The organism is Streptomyces sp. NPDC060028 (assembly GCF_042736725.1).
In the GTDB taxonomy this organism is placed as follows: Bacteria; Actinomycetota; Actinomycetes; order Streptomycetales; family Streptomycetaceae; genus Streptomyces.
Genome location: NZ_JBHWVJ010000121.1, coordinates 1 through 18,684, shown reverse-complemented (window position 1 = coordinate 18,684; position 18,684 = coordinate 1). Strand labels below are relative to the sequence as shown.

General features: G+C 69.6%; 20 protein-coding genes and 2 pseudogenes. 9 read left to right on the top strand and 13 right to left on the bottom strand.

Features of this window, described 5'->3' with window-relative positions; translation table 11 throughout:
- On the top strand, positions 1 to 198 hold a 198-nt coding region (locus ACFWBF_RS34710; RefSeq protein WP_385608792.1), incomplete at its 5' end, for a hypothetical protein.
- A gap of 476 nt (positions 199 to 674) precedes the next feature.
- Here the strand turns inward: ACFWBF_RS34710 and ACFWBF_RS34705 are convergent.
- Positions 675 to 1,100: a 2'-5' RNA ligase family protein gene (locus tag ACFWBF_RS34705; RefSeq protein WP_385608790.1), complete on the bottom strand. Its 426-nt coding sequence runs from the start codon at positions 1,098 to 1,100 to the stop codon at positions 675 to 677.
- Positions 1,101 to 1,301: 201 nt separating this feature from the next.
- On the opposite strand from ACFWBF_RS34705, the pseudogene ACFWBF_RS34700 reads away from it, so the two are divergent.
- Positions 1,302 to 1,839 (top strand): annotated as a pseudogene (locus ACFWBF_RS34700) (transposase family protein); the annotation flags it as partial.
- Between the two features lie 334 nt (positions 1,840 to 2,173).
- Here ACFWBF_RS34700 and ACFWBF_RS34695 read toward each other — a convergent pair.
- From ACFWBF_RS34695 to ACFWBF_RS34685, 3 genes are all read right to left on the bottom strand, one after another.
- Positions 2,174 to 2,455 carry a hypothetical protein gene (locus tag ACFWBF_RS34695; protein ID WP_385608788.1) on the bottom strand — a complete coding sequence of 94 codons (282 nt, stop codon included), beginning with the start codon at positions 2,453 to 2,455 and terminating at the stop codon, positions 2,174 to 2,176.
- Positions 2,456 to 2,528: 73 nt separating this feature from the next.
- On the bottom strand, positions 2,529 to 4,268 hold the full coding sequence (gene ctaD, locus ACFWBF_RS34690; RefSeq protein WP_385608786.1) for a cytochrome c oxidase subunit I: 1,740 nt from the start codon (positions 4,266 to 4,268) through the stop codon (positions 2,529 to 2,531).
- Positions 4,269 to 4,626: 358 nt separating this feature from the next.
- Positions 4,627 to 5,820: a PP2C family protein-serine/threonine phosphatase gene (locus ACFWBF_RS34685; protein WP_385608796.1), complete on the bottom strand. Its 1,194-nt coding sequence runs from the start codon at positions 5,818 to 5,820 to the stop codon at positions 4,627 to 4,629.
- A gap of 265 nt (positions 5,821 to 6,085) precedes the next feature.
- Here ACFWBF_RS34685 and ACFWBF_RS34680 point away from each other — a divergent pair, with 265 nt between their 5' ends.
- The gene (locus tag ACFWBF_RS34680) at positions 6,086 to 6,334 is read left to right on the top strand and encodes a type II toxin-antitoxin system RelE/ParE family toxin (protein WP_385608784.1); all 249 of its coding nucleotides are present in this window, start codon (positions 6,086 to 6,088) and stop codon (positions 6,332 to 6,334) included.
- 17 nt (positions 6,335 to 6,351) lie between these two features.
- Entirely contained in the window at positions 6,352 to 6,852 is a 501-nt protein-coding gene (locus tag ACFWBF_RS34675) for a DUF488 domain-containing protein (RefSeq protein WP_385608782.1), read from the top strand.
- A 50-nt stretch (positions 6,853 to 6,902) separates the two neighbouring features.
- Here ACFWBF_RS34675 and ACFWBF_RS34670 read toward each other — a convergent pair whose 3' ends face one another.
- The 4 genes from ACFWBF_RS34670 to ACFWBF_RS34655 all read right to left on the bottom strand — a co-directional run bounded on the left by ACFWBF_RS34670 (position 6,903) and on the right by ACFWBF_RS34655 (position 9,897).
- A complete protein-coding gene (locus ACFWBF_RS34670; RefSeq protein ID WP_385608780.1) occupies positions 6,903 to 7,322 on the bottom strand; it encodes a hypothetical protein in 420 nt (139 codons plus the stop codon).
- A 168-nt stretch (positions 7,323 to 7,490) separates the two neighbouring features.
- Positions 7,491 to 7,625 (bottom strand): hypothetical protein, encoded by a 135-nt coding sequence (locus ACFWBF_RS34665; RefSeq protein ID WP_385608778.1) that lies wholly within the window; start codon positions 7,623 to 7,625, stop codon positions 7,491 to 7,493.
- Positions 7,626 to 7,857: 232 nt separating this feature from the next.
- Entirely contained in the window at positions 7,858 to 9,189 is a 1,332-nt protein-coding gene (locus ACFWBF_RS34660) for an ATP-grasp domain-containing protein (protein ID WP_385608794.1), read from the bottom strand.
- A 72-nt stretch (positions 9,190 to 9,261) separates the two neighbouring features.
- On the bottom strand, positions 9,262 to 9,897 hold the full coding sequence (locus ACFWBF_RS34655; RefSeq protein ID WP_385608776.1) for a hypothetical protein: 636 nt from the start codon (positions 9,895 to 9,897) through the stop codon (positions 9,262 to 9,264).
- Positions 9,898 to 10,035: 138 nt separating this feature from the next.
- On the opposite strand from ACFWBF_RS34655, the gene ACFWBF_RS34650 reads away from it, so the two are divergent.
- Entirely contained in the window at positions 10,036 to 10,422 is a 387-nt protein-coding gene (locus ACFWBF_RS34650) for a hypothetical protein (protein ID WP_385608774.1), read from the top strand.
- 416 nt (positions 10,423 to 10,838) lie between these two features.
- On the opposite strand, the gene ACFWBF_RS34645 is transcribed toward ACFWBF_RS34650, so the two are convergent.
- Complete coding sequence (locus ACFWBF_RS34645) at positions 10,839 to 11,228, bottom strand: hypothetical protein (RefSeq protein WP_385608772.1); 390 nt, start codon at positions 11,226 to 11,228, stop codon at positions 10,839 to 10,841.
- Between the two features lie 529 nt (positions 11,229 to 11,757).
- Here ACFWBF_RS34645 and ACFWBF_RS34640 point away from each other — a divergent pair.
- Positions 11,758 to 11,979: a hypothetical protein gene (locus ACFWBF_RS34640; RefSeq protein ID WP_385608770.1), complete on the top strand. Its 222-nt coding sequence runs from the start codon at positions 11,758 to 11,760 to the stop codon at positions 11,977 to 11,979.
- Positions 11,980 to 12,249: 270 nt separating this feature from the next.
- Here the strand turns inward: ACFWBF_RS34640 and ACFWBF_RS34635 are convergent, their stop codons facing one another.
- Together ACFWBF_RS34635 and ACFWBF_RS34630 are read right to left on the bottom strand one after the other, a co-directional pair.
- Positions 12,250 to 12,558 (bottom strand): hypothetical protein, encoded by a 309-nt coding sequence (locus tag ACFWBF_RS34635; RefSeq protein WP_385608768.1) that lies wholly within the window; start codon positions 12,556 to 12,558, stop codon positions 12,250 to 12,252.
- A 511-nt stretch (positions 12,559 to 13,069) separates the two neighbouring features.
- Complete coding sequence (locus ACFWBF_RS34630; RefSeq protein ID WP_385608766.1) at positions 13,070 to 14,002, bottom strand: LysR substrate-binding domain-containing protein; 933 nt, start codon at positions 14,000 to 14,002, stop codon at positions 13,070 to 13,072.
- A 113-nt stretch (positions 14,003 to 14,115) separates the two neighbouring features.
- On the opposite strand from ACFWBF_RS34630, the gene ACFWBF_RS34625 reads away from it, so the two are divergent.
- The 3 genes from ACFWBF_RS34625 (at position 14,116) to ACFWBF_RS34615 (ending at position 16,094) form a co-directional block, all read left to right on the top strand.
- Positions 14,116 to 14,928, top strand: a complete 813-nt coding sequence (locus ACFWBF_RS34625; protein ID WP_385608764.1) for an inositol monophosphatase family protein — start codon at positions 14,116 to 14,118, stop codon at positions 14,926 to 14,928.
- Positions 14,929 to 14,990: 62 nt separating this feature from the next.
- A complete protein-coding gene (locus ACFWBF_RS34620; protein WP_385608762.1) occupies positions 14,991 to 15,635 on the top strand; it encodes an NADPH-dependent F420 reductase in 645 nt (214 codons plus the stop codon).
- Between the two features lie 282 nt (positions 15,636 to 15,917).
- Entirely contained in the window at positions 15,918 to 16,094 is a 177-nt protein-coding gene (locus ACFWBF_RS34615) for an alpha/beta fold hydrolase (protein WP_385608760.1), read from the top strand.
- Positions 16,095 to 16,490: 396 nt separating this feature from the next.
- On the opposite strand, the gene ACFWBF_RS34610 is transcribed toward ACFWBF_RS34615, so the two are convergent.
- Together ACFWBF_RS34610 and ACFWBF_RS34605 are read right to left on the bottom strand one after the other, a co-directional pair.
- Positions 16,491 to 17,573, bottom strand: a complete 1,083-nt coding sequence (locus ACFWBF_RS34610) for a hypothetical protein (protein WP_385608758.1) — start codon at positions 17,571 to 17,573, stop codon at positions 16,491 to 16,493.
- Positions 17,574 to 17,621: 48 nt separating this feature from the next.
- Positions 17,622 to 18,684: pseudogene (locus ACFWBF_RS34605) on the bottom strand (hypothetical protein); the annotation flags it as partial.

The following is an 18,684-nucleotide window of genomic DNA, read 5'->3' as shown; positions in this document are numbered from 1 at the left end:
GTCGGCGGCCGTGCAGGCCAGGGCCTCGGCGGCCGCCAGCATCACCTCGCGGCCGGGTCGAGGCCCGTGGCTTCGCCGGGCATGCGGGCGTCGCCCGTCTGGTGGACGCGCGCCTGCGGGCGGCCGTACGGGGTGGGGCGCAGCGGAATTCGGAACCAGTCCGGCCCGAAGGACCGGCCCTGGCTTGGCTTCGCGTAGCCCCGCGGAGCGAAGCGAGGCGGTTCCAGGTCCTGAGCGCTGCGTGCTCGGTACCCGCCGACGGGGGCCAAGGCTTGCCGATAGCCATCGCAGACAACCCTCCTGACCTCCCGCTTCTGCCTGCTGGGCCCGAAGCGGGCTTTTGGCCTTGCAGGCGAAGCCGGAAGGGCAGGGGTGGGAGCGGGGCGGACACCCCAACGGGGCGAAGACCCAGACCTGTGGCGTACCGGCCGGATGCGGTGGAGGATCTGCTCTCGTATCCGGACTTCAGTGAAGGTCCTGTTGGACTGGGTGGCGGGGCTACTGAGTCCAAGCGGTATGGGCCGGTCACGACTGGCTGCCGCGCGGACGCCCCCCTCCCCGCCGTCTTCGAAGCCCCGCTGGGGTGCGTACGGGGCGCTGCGCTCGGAGATCCAGGTGGGCGCCCCGGCCAGTGCCCCGGCCTCGGGCTGTGGCGAGGGACTGGCGGGCGGTGTTCACGGGCCGTCCGGGACGCCGAGCGGCACGGTGAACCGCGACTGCCAGCCTTCCTCCGTCAGCACTACCAGCTGGATCGCCGCCGCGCGGGTGCGCAGGGGCAGCAGGCTGTCGATCGCAGCTCGGACATGGGCGGCGGCTGTCGGGTCGTCTGCACCCATGGCGACCGTGACATGGGCGGCGGGCCGCGCCCCGAAGCGGCCCCCGTACGGGCGCAACCCGGGCCACAGGGCGCGGAACGCATCGACGATCGGTTGGAGTCCCGGAACGGTGACGGCGACGAAGCCGGACTCCGTCACGACCTCCTCCAAGAGCAGATCAGCTGCCGGAAAACTCGCCGCCAGGGAACGCACGCCCTTCTCGTCCTGACCTGTCAGCGCCGATTCCGGCACGAACGGGTAGAGGAGCGAGACGTGCGCCGGCACCCCACGACGCACCAGAGTCGGGTCGATCCGCCACGCCGCATCGAGGAGCGGGGCGGCATCGGGCAAGACAATGACGACGGCAGTGGTCCCTGGCTCTGGCACGCCGTCATCATCGCAGGCCAGTCCGCTCCTGCCCCCACTGCACTCCGAGGTGGGCGAGGGCAGCGATTTGGGCGTGGTCGAGGTGGTCGCGGCCGGCGCGTTGGCCGTGAGGGCGACCGACGGTGCAAGCTGCCGCCGCACCAGCGTGCGCTCGTCGCTCTCGTATGCCTGCGCCGCCACGACACCCTCGCCCGCGTCGCGGCCGGCTTCGGTACATCCGTCGGCACCGCCCACGCTTACGTGACGGCCCTGACCGGCCTGCCTGCCGCCCGGCCCCCGGGCCTGCTGAAGACGCTGCGCGGGAACGACCCGGACTTCGTCCTCCTCGACGGGACCCTCGCCGAGTGCGACCGGGTCGGTGACAGTCGTGCGGACCACTCGGCCAAGCACCACCGGCATGGCGTGAAGGTCCAGGTCCTCACCGATCCGGCCAGCGAGCTGCTGTGGATCTCACCCGCCGCGAGAACTCACCCCGACCCGGCGCGCCGCCAACCGGGCCCTCGCCCAAGCCAGGGCTCCGGTCGAACGCGCCATGGCACAGCTGAAGTCCTGGCAGATCTTCCGCAGATCACGCATCAGCCCCAACCGCATGACCGTCATCACCAAAGCCGTCCTCACCCTGGAGAGGCAACGCTGAAAACGCTCAGTCAAGGCACGGACAAGGAGGCGGATCCGCTTTCCGACTCGCCAGTTCACTCCATTGGCCCAGCAAGCCGCCGTCCCGGTAGGCGGCTGCCGTACGTATCCCGTCCAGGCGAGGACGCGAACCGCGTCTGACTACGCAGACCGTGTGCCGGACAAAGTGGTCAACCTGCGGTACGCCCCGGGCCGGGCCTCTGTCGGGAGTCGACGCCCACTCCGCGGCGGAAAGCGCATGGCGGCGCCATTCAGGCCGAAGCTCGCTGGTGCCGACTCGGCCGCCGTTCCTGACGGCCCCCGCCCGGGGATGACTGATGACACGGCAAGAAGGCTCAGAGCCGCCAGAGGAGGGCCAGGGTGAGGGTGTAGAGCCCGAGGGCTGCCACGGCCAGGCCCGTTACGCGCCTGCGCAGGCAGACGTACCGGTGTGTGTATTCGGCTTTGAGTTCTTCTGCCCGTGCCACGGTCGCGGTGAGCATCTCCCGGCGCAGGCGCAGGTGGTGCTGAGCGAACCGGTGACTGATCTCGTGCTGTTCGCCGGGGCCGAGCCAGGTCAGGCCGTAGGAGAACGCGTCACCCTCGGCCTTGGCTTCCCGCAGTGCTGCCTGGCTCATCAGGTATCCCTCGATCTGGGCGAGCCCGGCAGCCGTTTCCTTGGAAGGTTCCCTCATCAGCCGGGGCCCCGGACTACTTGGGCTGGGCTGGGCCCGCTCCGGGCAGAGACCCTCGCGGACCGGAGGCCCCCTCTTCGTCGATGACGTCGCGTTTGTGGTTGCCGGCGTAGTCGAAGGCGGCGATCTCCGGGTGGTGGAGGTCGAAGGCCGGCGACTCCGACCGCACGCGGGGCAGGGTCACGAAGTTGTGCCGGGGCGGGGGGCAGGAAGTGGCCCATTCAAGGGAGCGGCCGTATCCCCACGGGTCGTCGACCTCGACGCGGGGAGCGGACTTGGCCGTCTTCCACACGTTGTAGAAGAACGGCAGCGTCGAGGCGCCGAGGAGGAACGCGCCGATGGAGGACACCGTGTTCAATGTGGTGAATCCGTCGGCGGCCAGGTAGTCGGCGTAACGGCGGGGCATGCCTTCGGCGCCGAGCCAGTGCTGGACGAGGAACGTCATGTGGAAGCCGATGAACAGGGTCCAGAAGTGGATCTTTCCCAGGCGTTCGTCGAGCATCGTGCCGGTCATCTTCGGCCACCAGAAGTAGAAGCCGGCGAACATGGCGAAGACGACCGTCCCGAAGACCACGTAGTGGAAATGGGCCACCACGAAGTAGGAGTCGGTGACCTGGAAGTCCATCGGGGGCGAGGCCAGGATGACGCCGGTCAGACCGCCGAAGAGGAACGTGACGAGGAACCCGATGGACCAGAGCATCGGTGTCTCGAAGGAGAGGGAACCCTTCCACATCGTGCCGATCCAGTTGAAGAACTTCACCCCTGTCGGGACCGCGATCAGGAACGTCATGAAGGAGAAGAACGGCAGCAGTACGGCCTGAGTGGCGAACATGTGGTGGGCCCACACGGTCAGAGACAGGCCGGCGATGGAGATCGTGGCACCGACCAGGCCGAGATATCCGAAGATCGGCTTGCGGGAGAACACCGGAATGATCTCGGTGACGATCCCGAAGAAGGGCAGAGCGATGATGTAGACCTCGGGGTGCCCGAAGAACCAGAACAGGTGCTGCCAGAGGAGGGCGCCGCCGTTCTGGGGGTTGAAGACCTGGGCGCCGAACTTGCGGTCCGCCTCCAGCACCAGCAGGGCCGCGGCCAGGACGGGGAAGGCGAAGAGGACCAGGACCGAGGTCAGCAGGATGTTCCAGGTGAAGATCGGCAGCCGGAACATGGTCATGCCTGGGGAGCGCATGCAGATGATCGTGGTCACGAAGTTGACCGAGCCGAGGATCGTGCCGAACCCGGACAGGGCCAGGCCCATGATCCACATGTCGCCGCCGATGGACGGCGTGCGCGTCGAACTGCTGAGCGGCGTGTAGGCGGTCCAGCCGAAGTCCGCGGTGCCGTCCGGGGTGAGCAGACTGGCCACGACGATCAGGCCGCCGAAGAGGAACAGCCAGAACGCCAGCATGTTCAGCCGCGGAAACGCCACGTCTGGTGCGCCGATCTGCAGCGGCATGATCGCGTTGGCGAAGCCGGCGAAGGTCGGGGTGGCGAAGAAGAGCAGCATGAGCGTGCCGTGCAGGGTGAAGATCTGGTTGTACTGCTCGTTGGAGACGATCTGCATGCCCGGCCGGGCGAGCTCAGCCCGCAGCAGCAGCGCCAGTACACCGCCGATGATGAAGAACCCGAACGACGCGATCAGGTACAAGTGCCCGATCTTCTTGTGGTCGGTGGTGCTCAGCCAGGAGATCAGCACGCTCCCCCACGAGCGGCCCCGGACCGGGATCGGCGTGACGGGCTCGGTCGACGTCGCCATGGACGATTCCTTCGCGTCGGATCAGACGGGGGTGGGGCGCGTCGGTACCCGCCGCAGCAAGCTTACGCGCGGCTAACACATCTACTACGGAACGTGACGACCAGCTACGTGACAGCCGTTTCGGTACCTCGGTTGGCTCATTCGACGTAACTGGTCGTCTTAAGCGGCCCGGGTTCTGATCATGCATTTTCGTCCTCCTGATGCGGCACCTGCGCACCGAAGCGGTATGCGGCGCAGTCGCCTGGCGCGTGGGACGCCGCACGCCGCACGCCGCCTGCCCGTGGCCGCCCCGGATATTCCGCCTAGCGGCCAGCGCGGGGGAGGGGCCGCCGGGGGCCCAGCGCCCGCGGTCAGGCTCTCAAGCGTTCGCGCGGCCGCCTCCGGATCGGGGGCCGTGCCAGTCGAGGCACAGGACGGTGGCGTCGTCTTTTGGCGGGCGGCCGTCGTAGGCGCCGGTGACCGCGCCCACCAGCGTGCGTACGACCTCGCGCGGATGCTCGGCTGCGGTCTTGCGGAGGAGGGCGGGCAGGTCGACTGTTTCAGCGGCGCGTTCTTGCATGCCGTCGGTGTGGAGCAGGAGGCGGTCACCGGCGCGCAGGTCAAGGTGTTGCACCCGGTAGCGGCCCTGCTGGGCGAGGCCGAAGGGCAGGTCCACGTCCAGGCGTAGAACGTCGACCGCGCCGTCGCGCAGGCGCAGGGGCCAGGGGTGGCCGGCGTTGACGAGCTGGGCGCCGGTCCCGTCGAGGGCGATGCGCAGCAGCTGGCCGGTGGCGAAGGTGTGTCGGCCGTGGTCGAGGAGGGCCTGGTGGATCTGGCGGGCCTGTTCGGCGAGGTCCGTTCCGGCGCGGCGGGCGCCGCGGGAGGCGTTGACCAGAAGGGTGGCCATGAGCGAGGCATCGACGTCGTGGCCCATGGCGTCGGTGACGGACAGGTGCAGGGTGTCATTGTCGAGGCTGTAGTCGTAGGTGTCACCGGCGATGTCGGAGGCCGGGACCAGAGCGCCCGCGAGGCTGAACGGGGGGGCCTCGCAGGACGGGGCCGAGGGCAGGAGCTGGCGCTGGATCTCCGCGGACAAGCTGACCGTGGTGGTGCGGTTGCCCCAGTGGTAGAGGTCGGTGAAGCGGCGGTCGGTCACGATGATGTACGCCAGCGCGTGCGCGGCTTCCTTGATCTGCTCCAGCACATCCGGACTGACCTGGGTGAGGAACAGCTCCAGGACACCGATGGTGTCGCCGCGGTTGGTGACCGGGGCGAGCACGCGCTGCCCCTGCTCACCGTCCGGTTCCAGCACCAGCTTCTGGCTGCCCAGGACCTGGTCGTAGGCGCTGCTGCCGGCGAGGGGGACCTGTCCGGCGCGCTCCTCCTGATGGGTGGCCGCCGTGTCGTGGACGCGCAGCAGGCGTCGGCCGACGATGTCGACAAACAGGAACGACACATACCCCGCACCGAACCGGTCACGCAGATTACGCGCCACGACATCGAGGGAGTCCACCGGCGCGGCATCCTCCGCCGCCGCCAGCACCTCGGCCAGCCCGATCCGCTCACGCGCCACATCAGCCTCCACAGGGTTAAGACTCTCCTTCCCGCGAAACGACGGAATCACAACCGCGCTCAGCCCGTCCGGGACGACAAACCGGGTTCGGGCGCGCTCAGCCTGCTGGCGTAGCGCCGACTGCTTCGGGCAGACGCCCGAGGAGGGGGCGTGTGCCAGGCGCCCGGGGGTGGGGCTGGTTCGGACCATGCACCCTTCCGGCCTGCACGCCGGCACAGCGCCCCTCGGGCTCGGCCCCGGGTGCCGTGTGGAGGGAGTGCGGCAGATGACGTACGGCATCGTGTGGGACGAAGCTGCCGTGTGTGGGGCGGTACGGCACATTGCGGATGATCCGGAAGGGCTGCGGCTGCTGCTGTACGCGGTCGATCGCCTGGCCACCCAGCCCCGCCCACGGGGCGCGGCTTTCCACGGCCGGGGGCTGCGTCGCATCCACATCGGCCGCTACCGCGTCCTGTACGCGATCACCCCTGCTCCGGTGGCGGTCGTCATCAAACACGTCGGCCGCCTCGGGTGACCCTGAGGGGTGCTGCGATGAGACGCATTGCGACGATCGGTGTGTACGGCTTCACGGTCGGAGCGTTCCTCGAGGAGCTCGTCGGCGGGGGCGTGGGACTGCTGCTCGACCTGCGCCAGCGTCGCGGCGTTCGGGGTCCCGACTACTCCTGGGCGAACTCGGCGCGGCTGCAGCGCGCGCTCGCCGCGGCGGACATCGGCTACCGGCACGTGAAGGAGCTGGCGCCGACGACGGAACTGCGTCATCTCCAGTACCGCGAGGACGACCGCCAGGGCGTGGGCAAGCGCAACCGCATCGCGCTGGCGCCCGAGTACGCCGAGCGCTACACCCGTGAGATCCTCGACCCGTTCGACCTCGGCGCGCTCGTGGCGGAGCTGCCGAGCGGAGCTGGTGGAGGCGGTTCGGTGACCGCCCTTTTCTGCGTCGAGCGCGATCCGGAGGCATGCCACCGCTCGCTCGTGGCCGAGCGCCTGCGCACCGAGCACAACCTGCCAATCACGCACCTCCGCCCGAGCTAATCCGTGCCCCAGCACCGGCGTTCGTGGCCTATCCTGCGCCCGAACGGCGATTACGCGATCACCGCGATGTACTCCATACCTGATGAGGCCTGGTACTTGAACTGGAACTCGCCGCCGAGCAACAGCACCTTGTGACCGCGGTCATTCCCGACGAGGACCCGGCACGGGAGCCGAGGGTTTGCTTCGACCCTCGCGGTCGACACGTGGAAGTCCCATACGAGGTCATGCGCTGGTTCATGGACCAGGTCGATGAGGAAATCCACTCGTCCCGCGCCTGGATGCGGCTGAGGCCCGAGCTCGTCGAGGTCATTTTCCAACTGCGCCAGGAATACATGGGTGTCATCGACGACGGCGACTTTCCTCACGTCCTGGCTGAGGTGCGTGCCACACTCCCCGAGGCAGATCTCCCCGCCGTTCTTGCGGCCGCCTTCGGGCTGAAACCCGACGGCACCCTCGTGGACCGTCCGCAAGCGCCTCGCACAGCACATGACCAAGGAGACACCCTTCAGTGGGCGCCCGGTGGGTCCCGGCGCTGAACACGGCGGGCCACGATTCAAGTCCCTACACCCCGCACATGGCTCGGCCCCGGCACGGGGTACGAGATATCCGTACCGGGGCGGCAGCACATTCCCGCGGGCCTACTCCGTATGGGACTCGGTGTCCTCGGCGGTCTCGGAGTACACGTTGCCCCGGAACGGGTTGACGTCTTGGAAGTCTTCGAAGTCGAGCTGGCGCCCAACCTGCACGCCTTCCACGTCTCCCTTGATCCCCATGTCCGCATCGTCGCTTGCCGTCATGTCCGCCTCCCTCAAGCCGACTTGCTACCGACCAGTGTGGATCTTCCCATGACGATGCCGGCTCCGGTGGATGATCCGTAAGGCGGCTCGGGCTCGCGAACAGATTGCGGTTCGTTCTCGTCGAGGTTCATCTCATCCCCCTGACACTGACGCCGCATGGACCCGGACCGCGGTCGGCTGAGGTTCAGGAACAGGTACGCGCTTGGTCTCATGACGGTCTTCTGCGCGCTGGTGAGGCGCTTGCCGCGGGCGGTCCGGCTCTGGGGCCGGATCGCCCGGGCGACGGTCCCGGGCTTGAGCTCTGGGCGGGGCCGCCGAGCCGGGCCAGGTGGGCCGGGCGGGTGAAATGCTCCGCCTGTTCAGGGCGGCGGGCTTTGAGGTACGCGTACTGGCGCCAGGGGGTGCAGCCGCGGGAGAAAGGACGGGTTGCGGCCGCCGCAGGCCAGGGCCGGCAGCGGCGCAGACCCATTGGGGTCTGTCGGCCGCCGTGAAGTAGTACGGCGCGGTGGCGGCGGTCGCCTGCGCGTGCCGGAGCCACGGGGTCGCGGCGTAGAAGCCGAGCGCTCCGAACAGCGCGTCCCAGCGCTCCGTACCGAGGCCGTCGAGGTGAGCGAGGTCCCGGTACGCGGTCACCTTCAGTGCCGCCGGTCCGTCGGCCCCGTGTGCCGCGCTCACCGCTGCTCCGTCCCGGCGGTCTCAATCCGCGGAGTGAGCTGGCCCAAGGCTGCTTCGGCCCGGCGCACCGCGCACCGGTGGTGTCGCCGGCAGCAACGACGTACCCCAGCAGATCCAGGTTGCTCTCGGCCGGCCGGACCGGATCGCCCGGGTGGGCCTCCAAGTCCACCTCGACGACGCCGGGATCCCGGTGGGCCAGGTCGGCTCCGTCGATGCCGGTCAGGGTGCCGGACTGCCGGGCTGCCAGATGGCGGGAGGCGGCGGCGCGATCGCGCGTGGGCGTGAGGTCGGCTGGCCGGCCCGTGTGCAGCTTGACCACCTCGCGTTGCAGGTACACCCCGGTCGCCTCGCGGATCAGCCGGGTGATCTCCGCGCCGGGCACCCGGCCGTTGACCTCGACGATCCGGGGCCCGTCCGCGGTCATTTTCACCTCAACGTGGGCGGCGCCGAAGTCGTGCCCCAGCGCTTCCAGGGGCCGCCGGGCCAGCTCGGTGCACTCCTCGCGGACCGGTGCCGACAGCATCGACGGGAAGGTGTCACCCATCTCCACGAAGTACGGGTGAGGGCCGAGCGCCTTGTCGGTCACGCCCAGGAATCGACGCTCACCGTCCACCAGTACCGACTCGACGCTCACTTCGAAGCCCAGCAGGTATTCCTCGACGAGCGCGCCGGGGCGACGGGGTTGGCCGCGGAGTCGCTCGTCGCCTGGTGGAAGCCGGGGACCGCGACTCCGGCCTCCTGACGGGCCTGCCGCATCAGGCAGCTTGTCGCGGCAATTCCGCGCCGCCACGGGGGACAGCCCCGGCAGACCGAAGCGGGCGGCGACCTGCGCGACGACGGGGATGTTGTAGTCGGTCACGGTCATCACACCGCTGAGCCGGCCCGCCGCGTGGAAGGGTTCCAGCGCGGCGGCCACCGCGTCGGCGGGCAAGGCTGACTACCCGGCACGGTCCGGGTCGTTGCTCATCAGGACGGTGTGGAGGCCGAGCTCGTGGGCGGCCCGCAGAGGGGTCAGGCCGAAGTTCGACAACTGGCTCTCGACGACGGCCAGTACGCCGGGTGAAGTGCTCATGGATGCGACTCTCCGATGTCGGTGGTGGGGTGTGGTGTGTGCGGTGCCTTCTGCTTCGCCGGGGCCGAGGGCCGTCGTGATCGGGGCCCGGGCGGCCAGGGACACCAGAAGCGCCAGAGCCGTGAACGCGGCCGGCAGGGACAGGGCGGCGGCCGGGCCGAGGGCGTCGGCGACCAGACCGGCCACCGCAGAGCCCGCCGCCGCGCCGACCGCGATGGAGCTGCCCACCCCGGCGAACGCCTGGGTCATCTCCTGCTGGGCCGTCATCTCTCCGATGAGCTGGAATCTCTCGGCCCCGGCGGGGGCGATCGGCAGGCTGGTGAGCACCAGCAGAGTGCCCAGCAGAATCAGCGTCCACGAAGCGGGCAGGCCGGCCTGGTGCGCCAGATGAACCGCCGGCAGGGCGGCCAGGGCGACGGCCAGCACGACCAGCAGCCCGACATACCGCCGGAAGGTGCTCCCCTTCGGGCTGTGGGCGCCGTACAGCAGTCCGCCGGCCACGTTGCCCGCGGCGTCGGGCGGTAGACGATCACGCGCAGGCCTGGGCTCATCCCTCCGCCCTGTCGGTACCCGCTCACTCCAGAAGGGCAGCTTGTATGACAGGCGTTACCCCGGCGGGGTGAAGATCGTTGGCGGGTCGTGAACAACAACAAGCGCGCATTCGCCGCCGTCGCCCTCGCCGGGGCAGCTCTGTCCGTACCGGGTATCGCCCGTGCGGATAGCCCGTGGCTGGCCGGGGAGTCGGATGTAATCACCGTCACCAGGTCGGTCGTTCAGAACGCCAACGGCGAGCGCAGCACGAACCATGCGAACGGCAGGGTGCTCGACTCCTTCAACCTCGCCGACGACGGGGAGGAAACGGTCAACGTGACCGAGCACCCCGTGGTCTTCCCCCCTGTCATCGTCGACGGCAACCCCGTGATCGGTGACGATGAGGAGATCGTGCTCGATCAGGGCCCCTTCACCAGTGCGGCCCGTCTCGACAACCTGGCGGAGGAGTTCTTCGACGAAGATCTCGACGTCTAGTCATCGGAACGACTTGGGGCACCGAGCCGGCCCCTCCGGGCCCAGTCTCCGCGAGGAGCACCACATCTTCCCGGCCGAGAACGACTTCGGCGGGGTCCTCGCGGCGTCGGCGGCGGCCGCCGCGGAGTTCGTGTGCCAGACGGTACGGGGCTTGCACCCAGCCATCTACGGTTTCGACACGGCCCCGCGGCCTTCACGGCGACGATGGGCAGGACACACCAGCCCTGACCCTCAGTCGCCGGTGTCCAACTCGCGGCCATGAGGAGGGTGCCCCACTGCGGCCCCAGGCTCGCCAGCAACCGTTGGTGCAGAAGCAGCATCCGGTTCAAGGGCTGGGTACTCGACACCTGGGCCGCCCACGAGTTCGGCATGCACCCATCGGTGCATGCCGGAGGCATGGGCCGGGCGCTACGGGATCACGCGGACGCACCCGCGGCGCGGAAGCGGGCGAGGAGGGTATGGGCCGCCTCGGCGCCGGGATCGAAGAACTGCTTGGCCAGGTGGGCCGGGACCGCCGGGCCGTGGAGGCGGGCCTCGTGACAGCTGAAACAGAACTGCGCCTCGAACAGCGCGACCGCGAGGGTGGCGTCGTACACGCGTACCGCCCATCCGGGCCAGAAGCCGCAGCGGTGCTGCCCGCTGCCCGGCAGGGACTCGACCAGGGACAGGACGGAGGCCGCCTCCTGCGCGAGCCAGAGGGCCACGGGTTCGCCCGTGAACGGGTCGTGGGGGCGCGTCGGCTCCGCTGTGAGGCGTACGACCTCGATCAGAGCGGCGGCGGCGACGGCGTCGGCGGGGAGTTGCATGGACACAGTCTCGCCGCCCGACACACACAGCCGAAACATGTAAGTCCGTTGAGATGAGGCGGCGGCTCGTGGCGATGACCGCGGCCGGTGTGGCCGCGTTCATCGCGCTGGGCTGCGGTACCACCGCCACGGCGAGCACGAACCCGGACGGCGGCAAGGGCGCCAAGGGCAGTGCGCACCCGGCGTGCCGGTCGGGCCGGGGGCGAGAAGTTCTACGACCCGCCCTCACCGCTGCCCGTCGGCGAGCACGGCGACACGCCCCCGACGGTGCTCGCGCCTGCCGGATCCTCTACCTCTCGCAACTCCGGAGCGACACCCCCGTGGCCGTCTTGGGCATCGCGTCATTCTCATGACGGCTGTGGGACCGCGGGGGTACTTCACTGCTCGACCGCCGGCCTGCGGTGAAGGCGTCTGTGGCCGGCAAACGAGTGCACCCCGGCCGCCCGGCGCGGCTGTGTCCGCGCGTCGGGGAAGCGATGGACGGTGATGCCGGGATCAGCGCGGCACGCCGTGAGAGAGGAACCGCACGATGGAGCAGTCTGAGCTGGAGAGCAAGGTTCAGGAGTTGGAGACGGCTCTGGCCGTCCAGGAGGCGACCATGGCCGGGGCGCAGGCCACGCAGGCGGCGACACAGGCGGGGATGACCTCGACGTTCACTGCGACGCACGCGGGCACGTGGTCCGTGATGGTCACCGGCAGCGTCTCGCTACTGGTGGGAATCTTCCTCGGCATGGCCATCGCCAAGGACTGACGGTTGACGGCCGGTCCCGCTCTACCGGGAACGCGCCGTCTGGCTTTGCGCCGCCCTCTGCCCAGCCTCATGCCGGTCGGGGGGCGGCTCGCTGTGAGGCGCCGGCGATCCAGGAACACACCCGGCATCTGTCTCACACGTGAACTATCCCCGTGGGCAGGCCGACGATGACCACGGCGGTCCTGGGATCACCCGTTTGGTGCCACCGATCCACCCACGGCGTGGTGTCCCGACGTCGGGCGGCCATCCCTCGTGGACCGGAGGCCGGTGTCAGGAACCGTCGTAGTGGTCTCGGCTGCCGGACTTGGCCAGCCCGCGGCTGATCATGTAGCCGAAGGTCAGGATCACGATGTACATCCACGCCATGTCGGCGCGGAAGTAGTCGCGGTGCCCGTCGTCGGTGCCTACCACCATGGATGCGATCAGGACCGCGATCACGCAGGCGATGTAGACGAAGAACTCCGTCGTCTTCAGGGCCGACTTCGTCTCGGTCGACGGGCGGCGTGTCCCATGTCCGGAAACGTCGGTACTGCCGGTCCGGGGACCTGCGGGGGTGCCGCCCGGGCTCGCTGTGGTCATGGCGCTGTCCAATCATTGTGCGGAGCACGTGGTGCGCTCCACCGGTTGGGATCACGTCAAGATCGACGCCGTCCCACCCAGCGACTACCCGGAAACGGGAGAGTAAGCCCCGCGTAAAGGACAAATCGGGTTGGCCAGTCACTGGCGGGGGCGGGCCGGCGGAGCCGGCTGCTGGATCCCTCGGCCCCGCCCGCCACGGCAGCGGTCCCGTTTCGGGCCCCTTTGAGGTCCCGTTCCATTCACGCCGAGGAACCCAAAATAGGCAGGTCACAGGCCCAGAGCAGGGGTCACAGGCGCGCCGACTACTTCCTGTGGAGGAGCTGGAGAAGTCCGTACCCGTACCGGCGTCCGCTGCGGTCACCTCGCGCGTTGGAGCGCCTCACTGCCTGGCCGGCCAGGACGCGACACACCCCCTCGCCGCTGCTCCAGAAGGTCACCGGCTGAGGCGGGTGGCCGACCCCTGTGTAGCCGTGCCGTCCTGGTTTCCTCTGCCTGGCCTCGCCTCTGCTGGTCAGGTAGAGGGGAGAGTGTGCGAGGCGGTCGGTGGGGCGAACAGTGCCTGGATGGTTTGGGTGGCCGTTTCGCGCAGCCAGGTGTGGGCGCGGTCGTCGTCGTAGCGCTGGTGCCACAGCAGGTACAGGGGGACGTGGGGCAGCGGGAGTGGCGGGGGCAGCGTGACGAGGCCGAGTTGTTCCCGGGCGGCGCGGGTGACCGCGTCGGGGAGGGTGACGACCAGGTCGGTGCCGAGCGCGAGTTGCAGGGCGAAGGCGGCGGTGGGCCCGGCGGCGACGACGCGTCGTTCGAGGCCGCTTGTGGTCAGGGCGTCGTCGATCTGGTCGTGCAGGCGTCCGCGCCGCGAGACGGTGAGGTGTTCTGCGGCGGCGTAGCGCTCGAGGCTCAGCGGGCCTTCGGTGAGCGGGTGTCCCGGTCGGACGGCGACGACCAGCCGGTCCGTGCCGACGAGGCGGTGGCGGATGTCGGGGAGCGTCGGAGCGCTGGAGCTTGATTCGACGTCGACCTCACCCCGGCGCAACTCGGCGTCGTCCGTCCCGGGTTCGGCGGACAGGCGCAGCCGGACGCCGGGGGCCTGGCGATGGACGGCGGTGATCAGGGCAGTGCCGCAGGCGGCGGTCAGGGCGTCGTGCCAGCGCACGGTGAACACCCGGTCCAGAGCCGCTAGGTCGAGCTCCTGCTGCGCGGAGAGAAGCCGGTGGGCCTGCTGTACGAGGGCGTGGACCTCGGCGCGCATGGCCAGCGCGCGGGTGGTGGGGACCATGCTGCGGCCGGTGCGGACCAGGATCTGGTCGCCGGTGGCTTTGCGGATGCGGCCCAGGGAGCGGCTCATCGCCGGTGCGGTGACGTGGAGGCGTGCTGCAGCGCCGGCGACACTGCCCTCTTCCAGCAGGGCGTCCAAGGCCGTGAGCAGGTTCAGATCCAGTTGCATGACAGTAACTCTACAAATGAAAAGCATGCACTTGTTGTTAATGATCGGGCGGCCTACCTTCGAAGTGCGGGACGGAGACGATCACCCGCACAAATCGAACCGAGGAGCCCACCATGAGCACAGCCATGCCTTTCGCCGCCGATACGACGCTGATGTCCGATGTGACCGCTGCGGTGAAGGCCGCCGGCGTCACGCTGCTCGACCGCTACACCCCGCATGCCCGAGGCGTGAGCCTCGACGAGGTTGTCGAGGAGATCCACGCCAACGACGACGCGGTGCTTGACGTGTTGCGGAAGCCGCTGCTGCGGGCCCGGGAGGGATCGCGGTGGGCCGAGGACGAGCTGGCCGGCGGCGCGCTGCCGCCGGGGGAGTGGTGGGTGGTCGACCCCGCCGAGGGCAACATCAACCACGTCCACGGCATGGACGACTGGGCCGTCACCGCCACCCTGGTCCGCGACAACCTGCCGGTATTGACCGTCGTCCACCTGCCGCTGACCGGCGACACCTACACCGCGGTCGCCGGCGGCGGTGCCCGCCTCAACGACCGCCCCCTGAAGGTGTCCGCCAAGACCGACCTGGGCGCCGCGCTCATCGGCACCGGTCAGGCCAAGCCCGGCGAGGACGAGCGCACCTTCCGGCGGATCGGTGACTCGGTCACCGCCATGCTCGTCAACGGCCTGGTCGTGCGCGTGTCCGTTCCCGCCACGATGCAGCTCATCCACGTCGCCGCCGGACGCATGGACGCGTTCTGGCAGTTCTCCGACGTCCGCTCCGGCCTGGTCGCCGGCGCCCTGCTGGTCTCCGAGGCGGGAGGCACCGTCACCGACCTGGCAGGCGAACCCTGGCACACGGGCAGCCGGGACTTCCTGGCCGCCGCCCCCGGTATCCACGCCGCCGCGCGCGACATCCTGTCTCCGATCGCCTGACCGAGAGACGAGCTCGCGCCCGCATCCTTCCTCCTGCCCGACCCCGCAAGGAGCATCACCTCATGACCAGCATCGCCATCCTGGGAACCGGTCGCGTCGGCGCCAACCTCGCCGGCAAGCTCACCGCCGCCGGACACCGCGTCATCCTCGGCCGGCGCAGCACGCAGGCGTCCGCTACGGCCCCCACCGAAGCCGCCGGCCCCAGCCTTTCCATCCGCGACCAGCGCACCGCCGCCCGTGCCGCGGACATCGTCATCAACGCGACGCCCGGCGACAGCACCCTGGACCGCCTCACCGACCTGCGAACCGAGCTCGCCGGGAAGATCCTCATCGACGTCTCCAACGCCACCCACGACGTCGACGGTCTGCCCGGCGGCCTGTGCTACCCCGGCAGCAGCCTCGCCGAACAGCTACAGGACGCCCTCCCGCGCACGCGTGTGGTCAAGACCCTCAACACCATGCTGTTCACGGTCATGACCGCTCCCGAGACCCTGTCCACGCCGCCGACCGCCTTCGTCTCGGGCAACGACGAAGACGCGAAGGAGACGGTCACCGGCCTGCTCCGTGACCTCGGGTGGAAGCGCGCCTGGATCGAGGACCTCGGGGACATCACCACAGCCCGCGCCACCGAGGCCATGATCCTCATCGTCCCCCACATTCTGAACCGCCACGGCTTCACGCCCTTCGCCGTCTCCCTCGCCCGCTGACCCCGCACGGGCACCGCCACAACGCAACCGCCGGGCCCACTGCTGAAGGCGGCCGGCATACCCGCAGCCGTTCAGAGCGCGCTCAACGCAGCCGACGACGAGCAGGTCAGTACGAGGCTGCGGGAAGGACTGCCGGTCTGCTTCGCCGACTTCTGGGACCGGCGCGACGAGTTCGCCGACTTCCGCTCTGGCGTACGCATCTCCGCCGCGCCGGCCACCGCGCCCGACCTGAAGCCGTTCGACGTCCGCGACCGGCTGGGCGCGATCACCACACCGACCGTCGTGATCGCGGGGCGTCGGGACTTCATCTGCGGCCCGCGCTGGGCCGTGATGCTGCGGGACGGCATCCCCGGGGCCCGGTTGGCCGTCCTCGAACACAGCGGACACTTCGGCCACATCGAGCAGCCGGCCGAGTTCACTCGCGCGATCACCGGCGCTCCACAGCCGGCCCTGAGGTAGCTTCCCGCGGCGGCTCCGGCCGGTGATCGTCCACGCCCGCCTTGCAGGTGTCCCGCGACCGTCGCAGACGAAGCCAGCCCGGAGCAGATCACCGCGGCACGTACGGCGCGCGCTTGCGCAGAGCCGGCGTCTGCGGAACGGCCTGACAGCGGCGCGGCGGGAGCGTCAAGAGGCCGACAGCCACGACCGCCGAGAAGGCCCGCGGCTGGCGGCCCCGCTTCCCCCCCCCCCCCCCCCCGGGCAAGCCCCCTGATGCCCGGGTAGGCCAGTCGGTCTGTCGGACTTTGAGCAATCGGGGGTCCCATCACGGGCAGATCGGTCACGTTGGGTTATTGAGGGTCTCGGGGCCCCGGTTTCTCCCTAACTGGGATTCACCGGCCATGTGTGGTCCGCCCTTCAAGTCAGGCTCAGCGTGGTGAGCCTCGCCGTGGGCCGGTCGCCCCGCTGCGCCTGCTTGATGCGTTCCAGCAGTGGCTGGACGGCGTTGCCCACGGCGTTCTCGTACGTCGACGAGGGCTGGCGGCCGGCGAACCTGATCAAGCCGGTGACCGGCCCCGATTTGAAAATCACGAAGAGATTGACCACATCGTCCTTGCGCGTGCGTACGGCAGCGCTCCCGGACCCGATCTGCGGCAGATTCACCACGCTCCCGCCGAGCTTCTCAGTCCAGTGCCGCTGCATATAGTCGACCTCATGCTGGGCCGCGTCCTCGTCGGAGTGCGAGGTGACGGTGAACAGCACGCTGTCCCCGCCGCCCGGCGAGAGGTATTGCACCTCACCGAGCCGCAACTCGTCCGGCAAGTCCTTGCTGCGGTCCAAGGTCTTCTTCGGCCGGTCCGCAGTCCACCCTGTGGGCAGGTCACCCAGGTCCGGCAACACCCCCATGACGGCATCCTCGCTCGCCAGTCGGCGGTCGGGCGGATCGGCGGGCTGGCCCTTCGCCCCCTCGACGGCGGGTGCTGAGGGCTGGCCTCCTGTCATCTGTGTGGCTCCGTAGACCCCGAGGCCCACGATCAGGAGCAGCACCACCGCCATGGCGAGCAGTGCCCGGCGGGTACCGGGTGTGGCCGGGGCGCTCACTGGCCCCACTTGGATGGTGCCGCCCTTCACATCCCCATGGACCAGGAAGTTGATCAGGCTGGCGCCGCCACTCGCTGATCCGTGATTGATCTGGGTGACCGGCCCCGACGGAACCTGGGACGGGCTCGCGGCGGTCGCGGCAAGCACGGCCCGCGTCAGGCGGAGGGCGAACTCCCGATCGTCGTCCAGTGCCGCCGCCAGCACGCTCTCCACGGCCGCCTGCCGCTCGTCAGCCGCCGGGTCCTCATCCAGCGCGGCCAGCGCCGCATCCCCGTCTTGGCTGCTGCTCAGCCTGTTCCGCACCAGCCCCGAGACCTCCGTCGCCGCAGCGCTGCCCGCGGCCGATGCCATGCCCGTAACGAACTGCATCCCCAGCGCTGCTAAACCGGTCGGCTCCATGCGACTCCCCCCGTCGGTCCCGGTCAGGCGGACCCCCTGCACGTGCCGTCAAGTATGGTCGTGTCCAGTGGAGTTGCGCTCATCTTCGCCCAACCGGACTTGGGCAGTTCCGTGTTGGCTATCAGCCCCGCGCCTTCGACGGGCGGGGGTGATGACGGTGACCCACGCCGCGTCGACTGACGCGAGGTGGGCGACTGCCGTCGCGACGTCGTCCAGCCGGCCGAGACGATGATCCGGTCCGCGAGGCGGGTGTTGCCCAGCCGGTGGGTGACGAACACGGTGGTGCCCCCACGTGCGAGCTTGCGAAGCCGTGGTGTTCAGTAAGGTGAGGCCGGCGGTAACGGCGTGAAGGTCTTGGCGGATGGAGTCGGCGAAGATCCCAATGGCGTCGGGGCCGCCCAGCTCGGCCTTCTGAATCCAGTCCCGCAGCAGGTGACCGCGGCGTTGGCGGAGCATGTCGGTGAACTCCCGCGCGAGGTCGCAGGCCTGGGCGATCTCCGGGCAGGCACTCCGCACAGCGTCGAGCTGGGCCATGTCGGACGTGCTGAGTGACTCCTCGGGGCGCATGATCCATGAGGTGATGTCGCGAGGGCGGGGAGTGGTCGAGCGGGCGGGGACCGCGATGCCCTTCCGGATGGTCACTACGTAGCGGTGCACGACGTGATATCCGCCGGTGTAGCCGAGGGCGAGCACCTCGCGATAGAGCTGCATCGAGCTGGTGCAGCCCGCATGGAACCGGTGCTGCACGTACTCCATGAACGGGTCGAGGACACCGCGGCCTCGATCCTGAGCCGAGGCGAGAAGATCTGCAAGATCCTTGTTCCGGTAGCGCCGGACCGTCTTGCGGTCCAGCCGCAGTCGGCGGCCGATGGCGTTGAGCGACAGGCCGGTGGCGGCAAGCTCGTTGACCTCAGAGTGGCGGCGTCGGATCCGGTCCAGGAGCGGAGTCTCCGGTGCGGCCCGCGGAAGGCTCGCCTCTGGTTCGACTGGCCGTCGGAGGCAGTCACGGTGCCGGCGACAGGTCTTCTCAAGGCCGTCGAGAGGTTCTGGAGGAGGGTACTGGTGGGCCGTCGGCGAGGTGCCTGCTGAGCAGGTCCTTTTCCCACGGCCC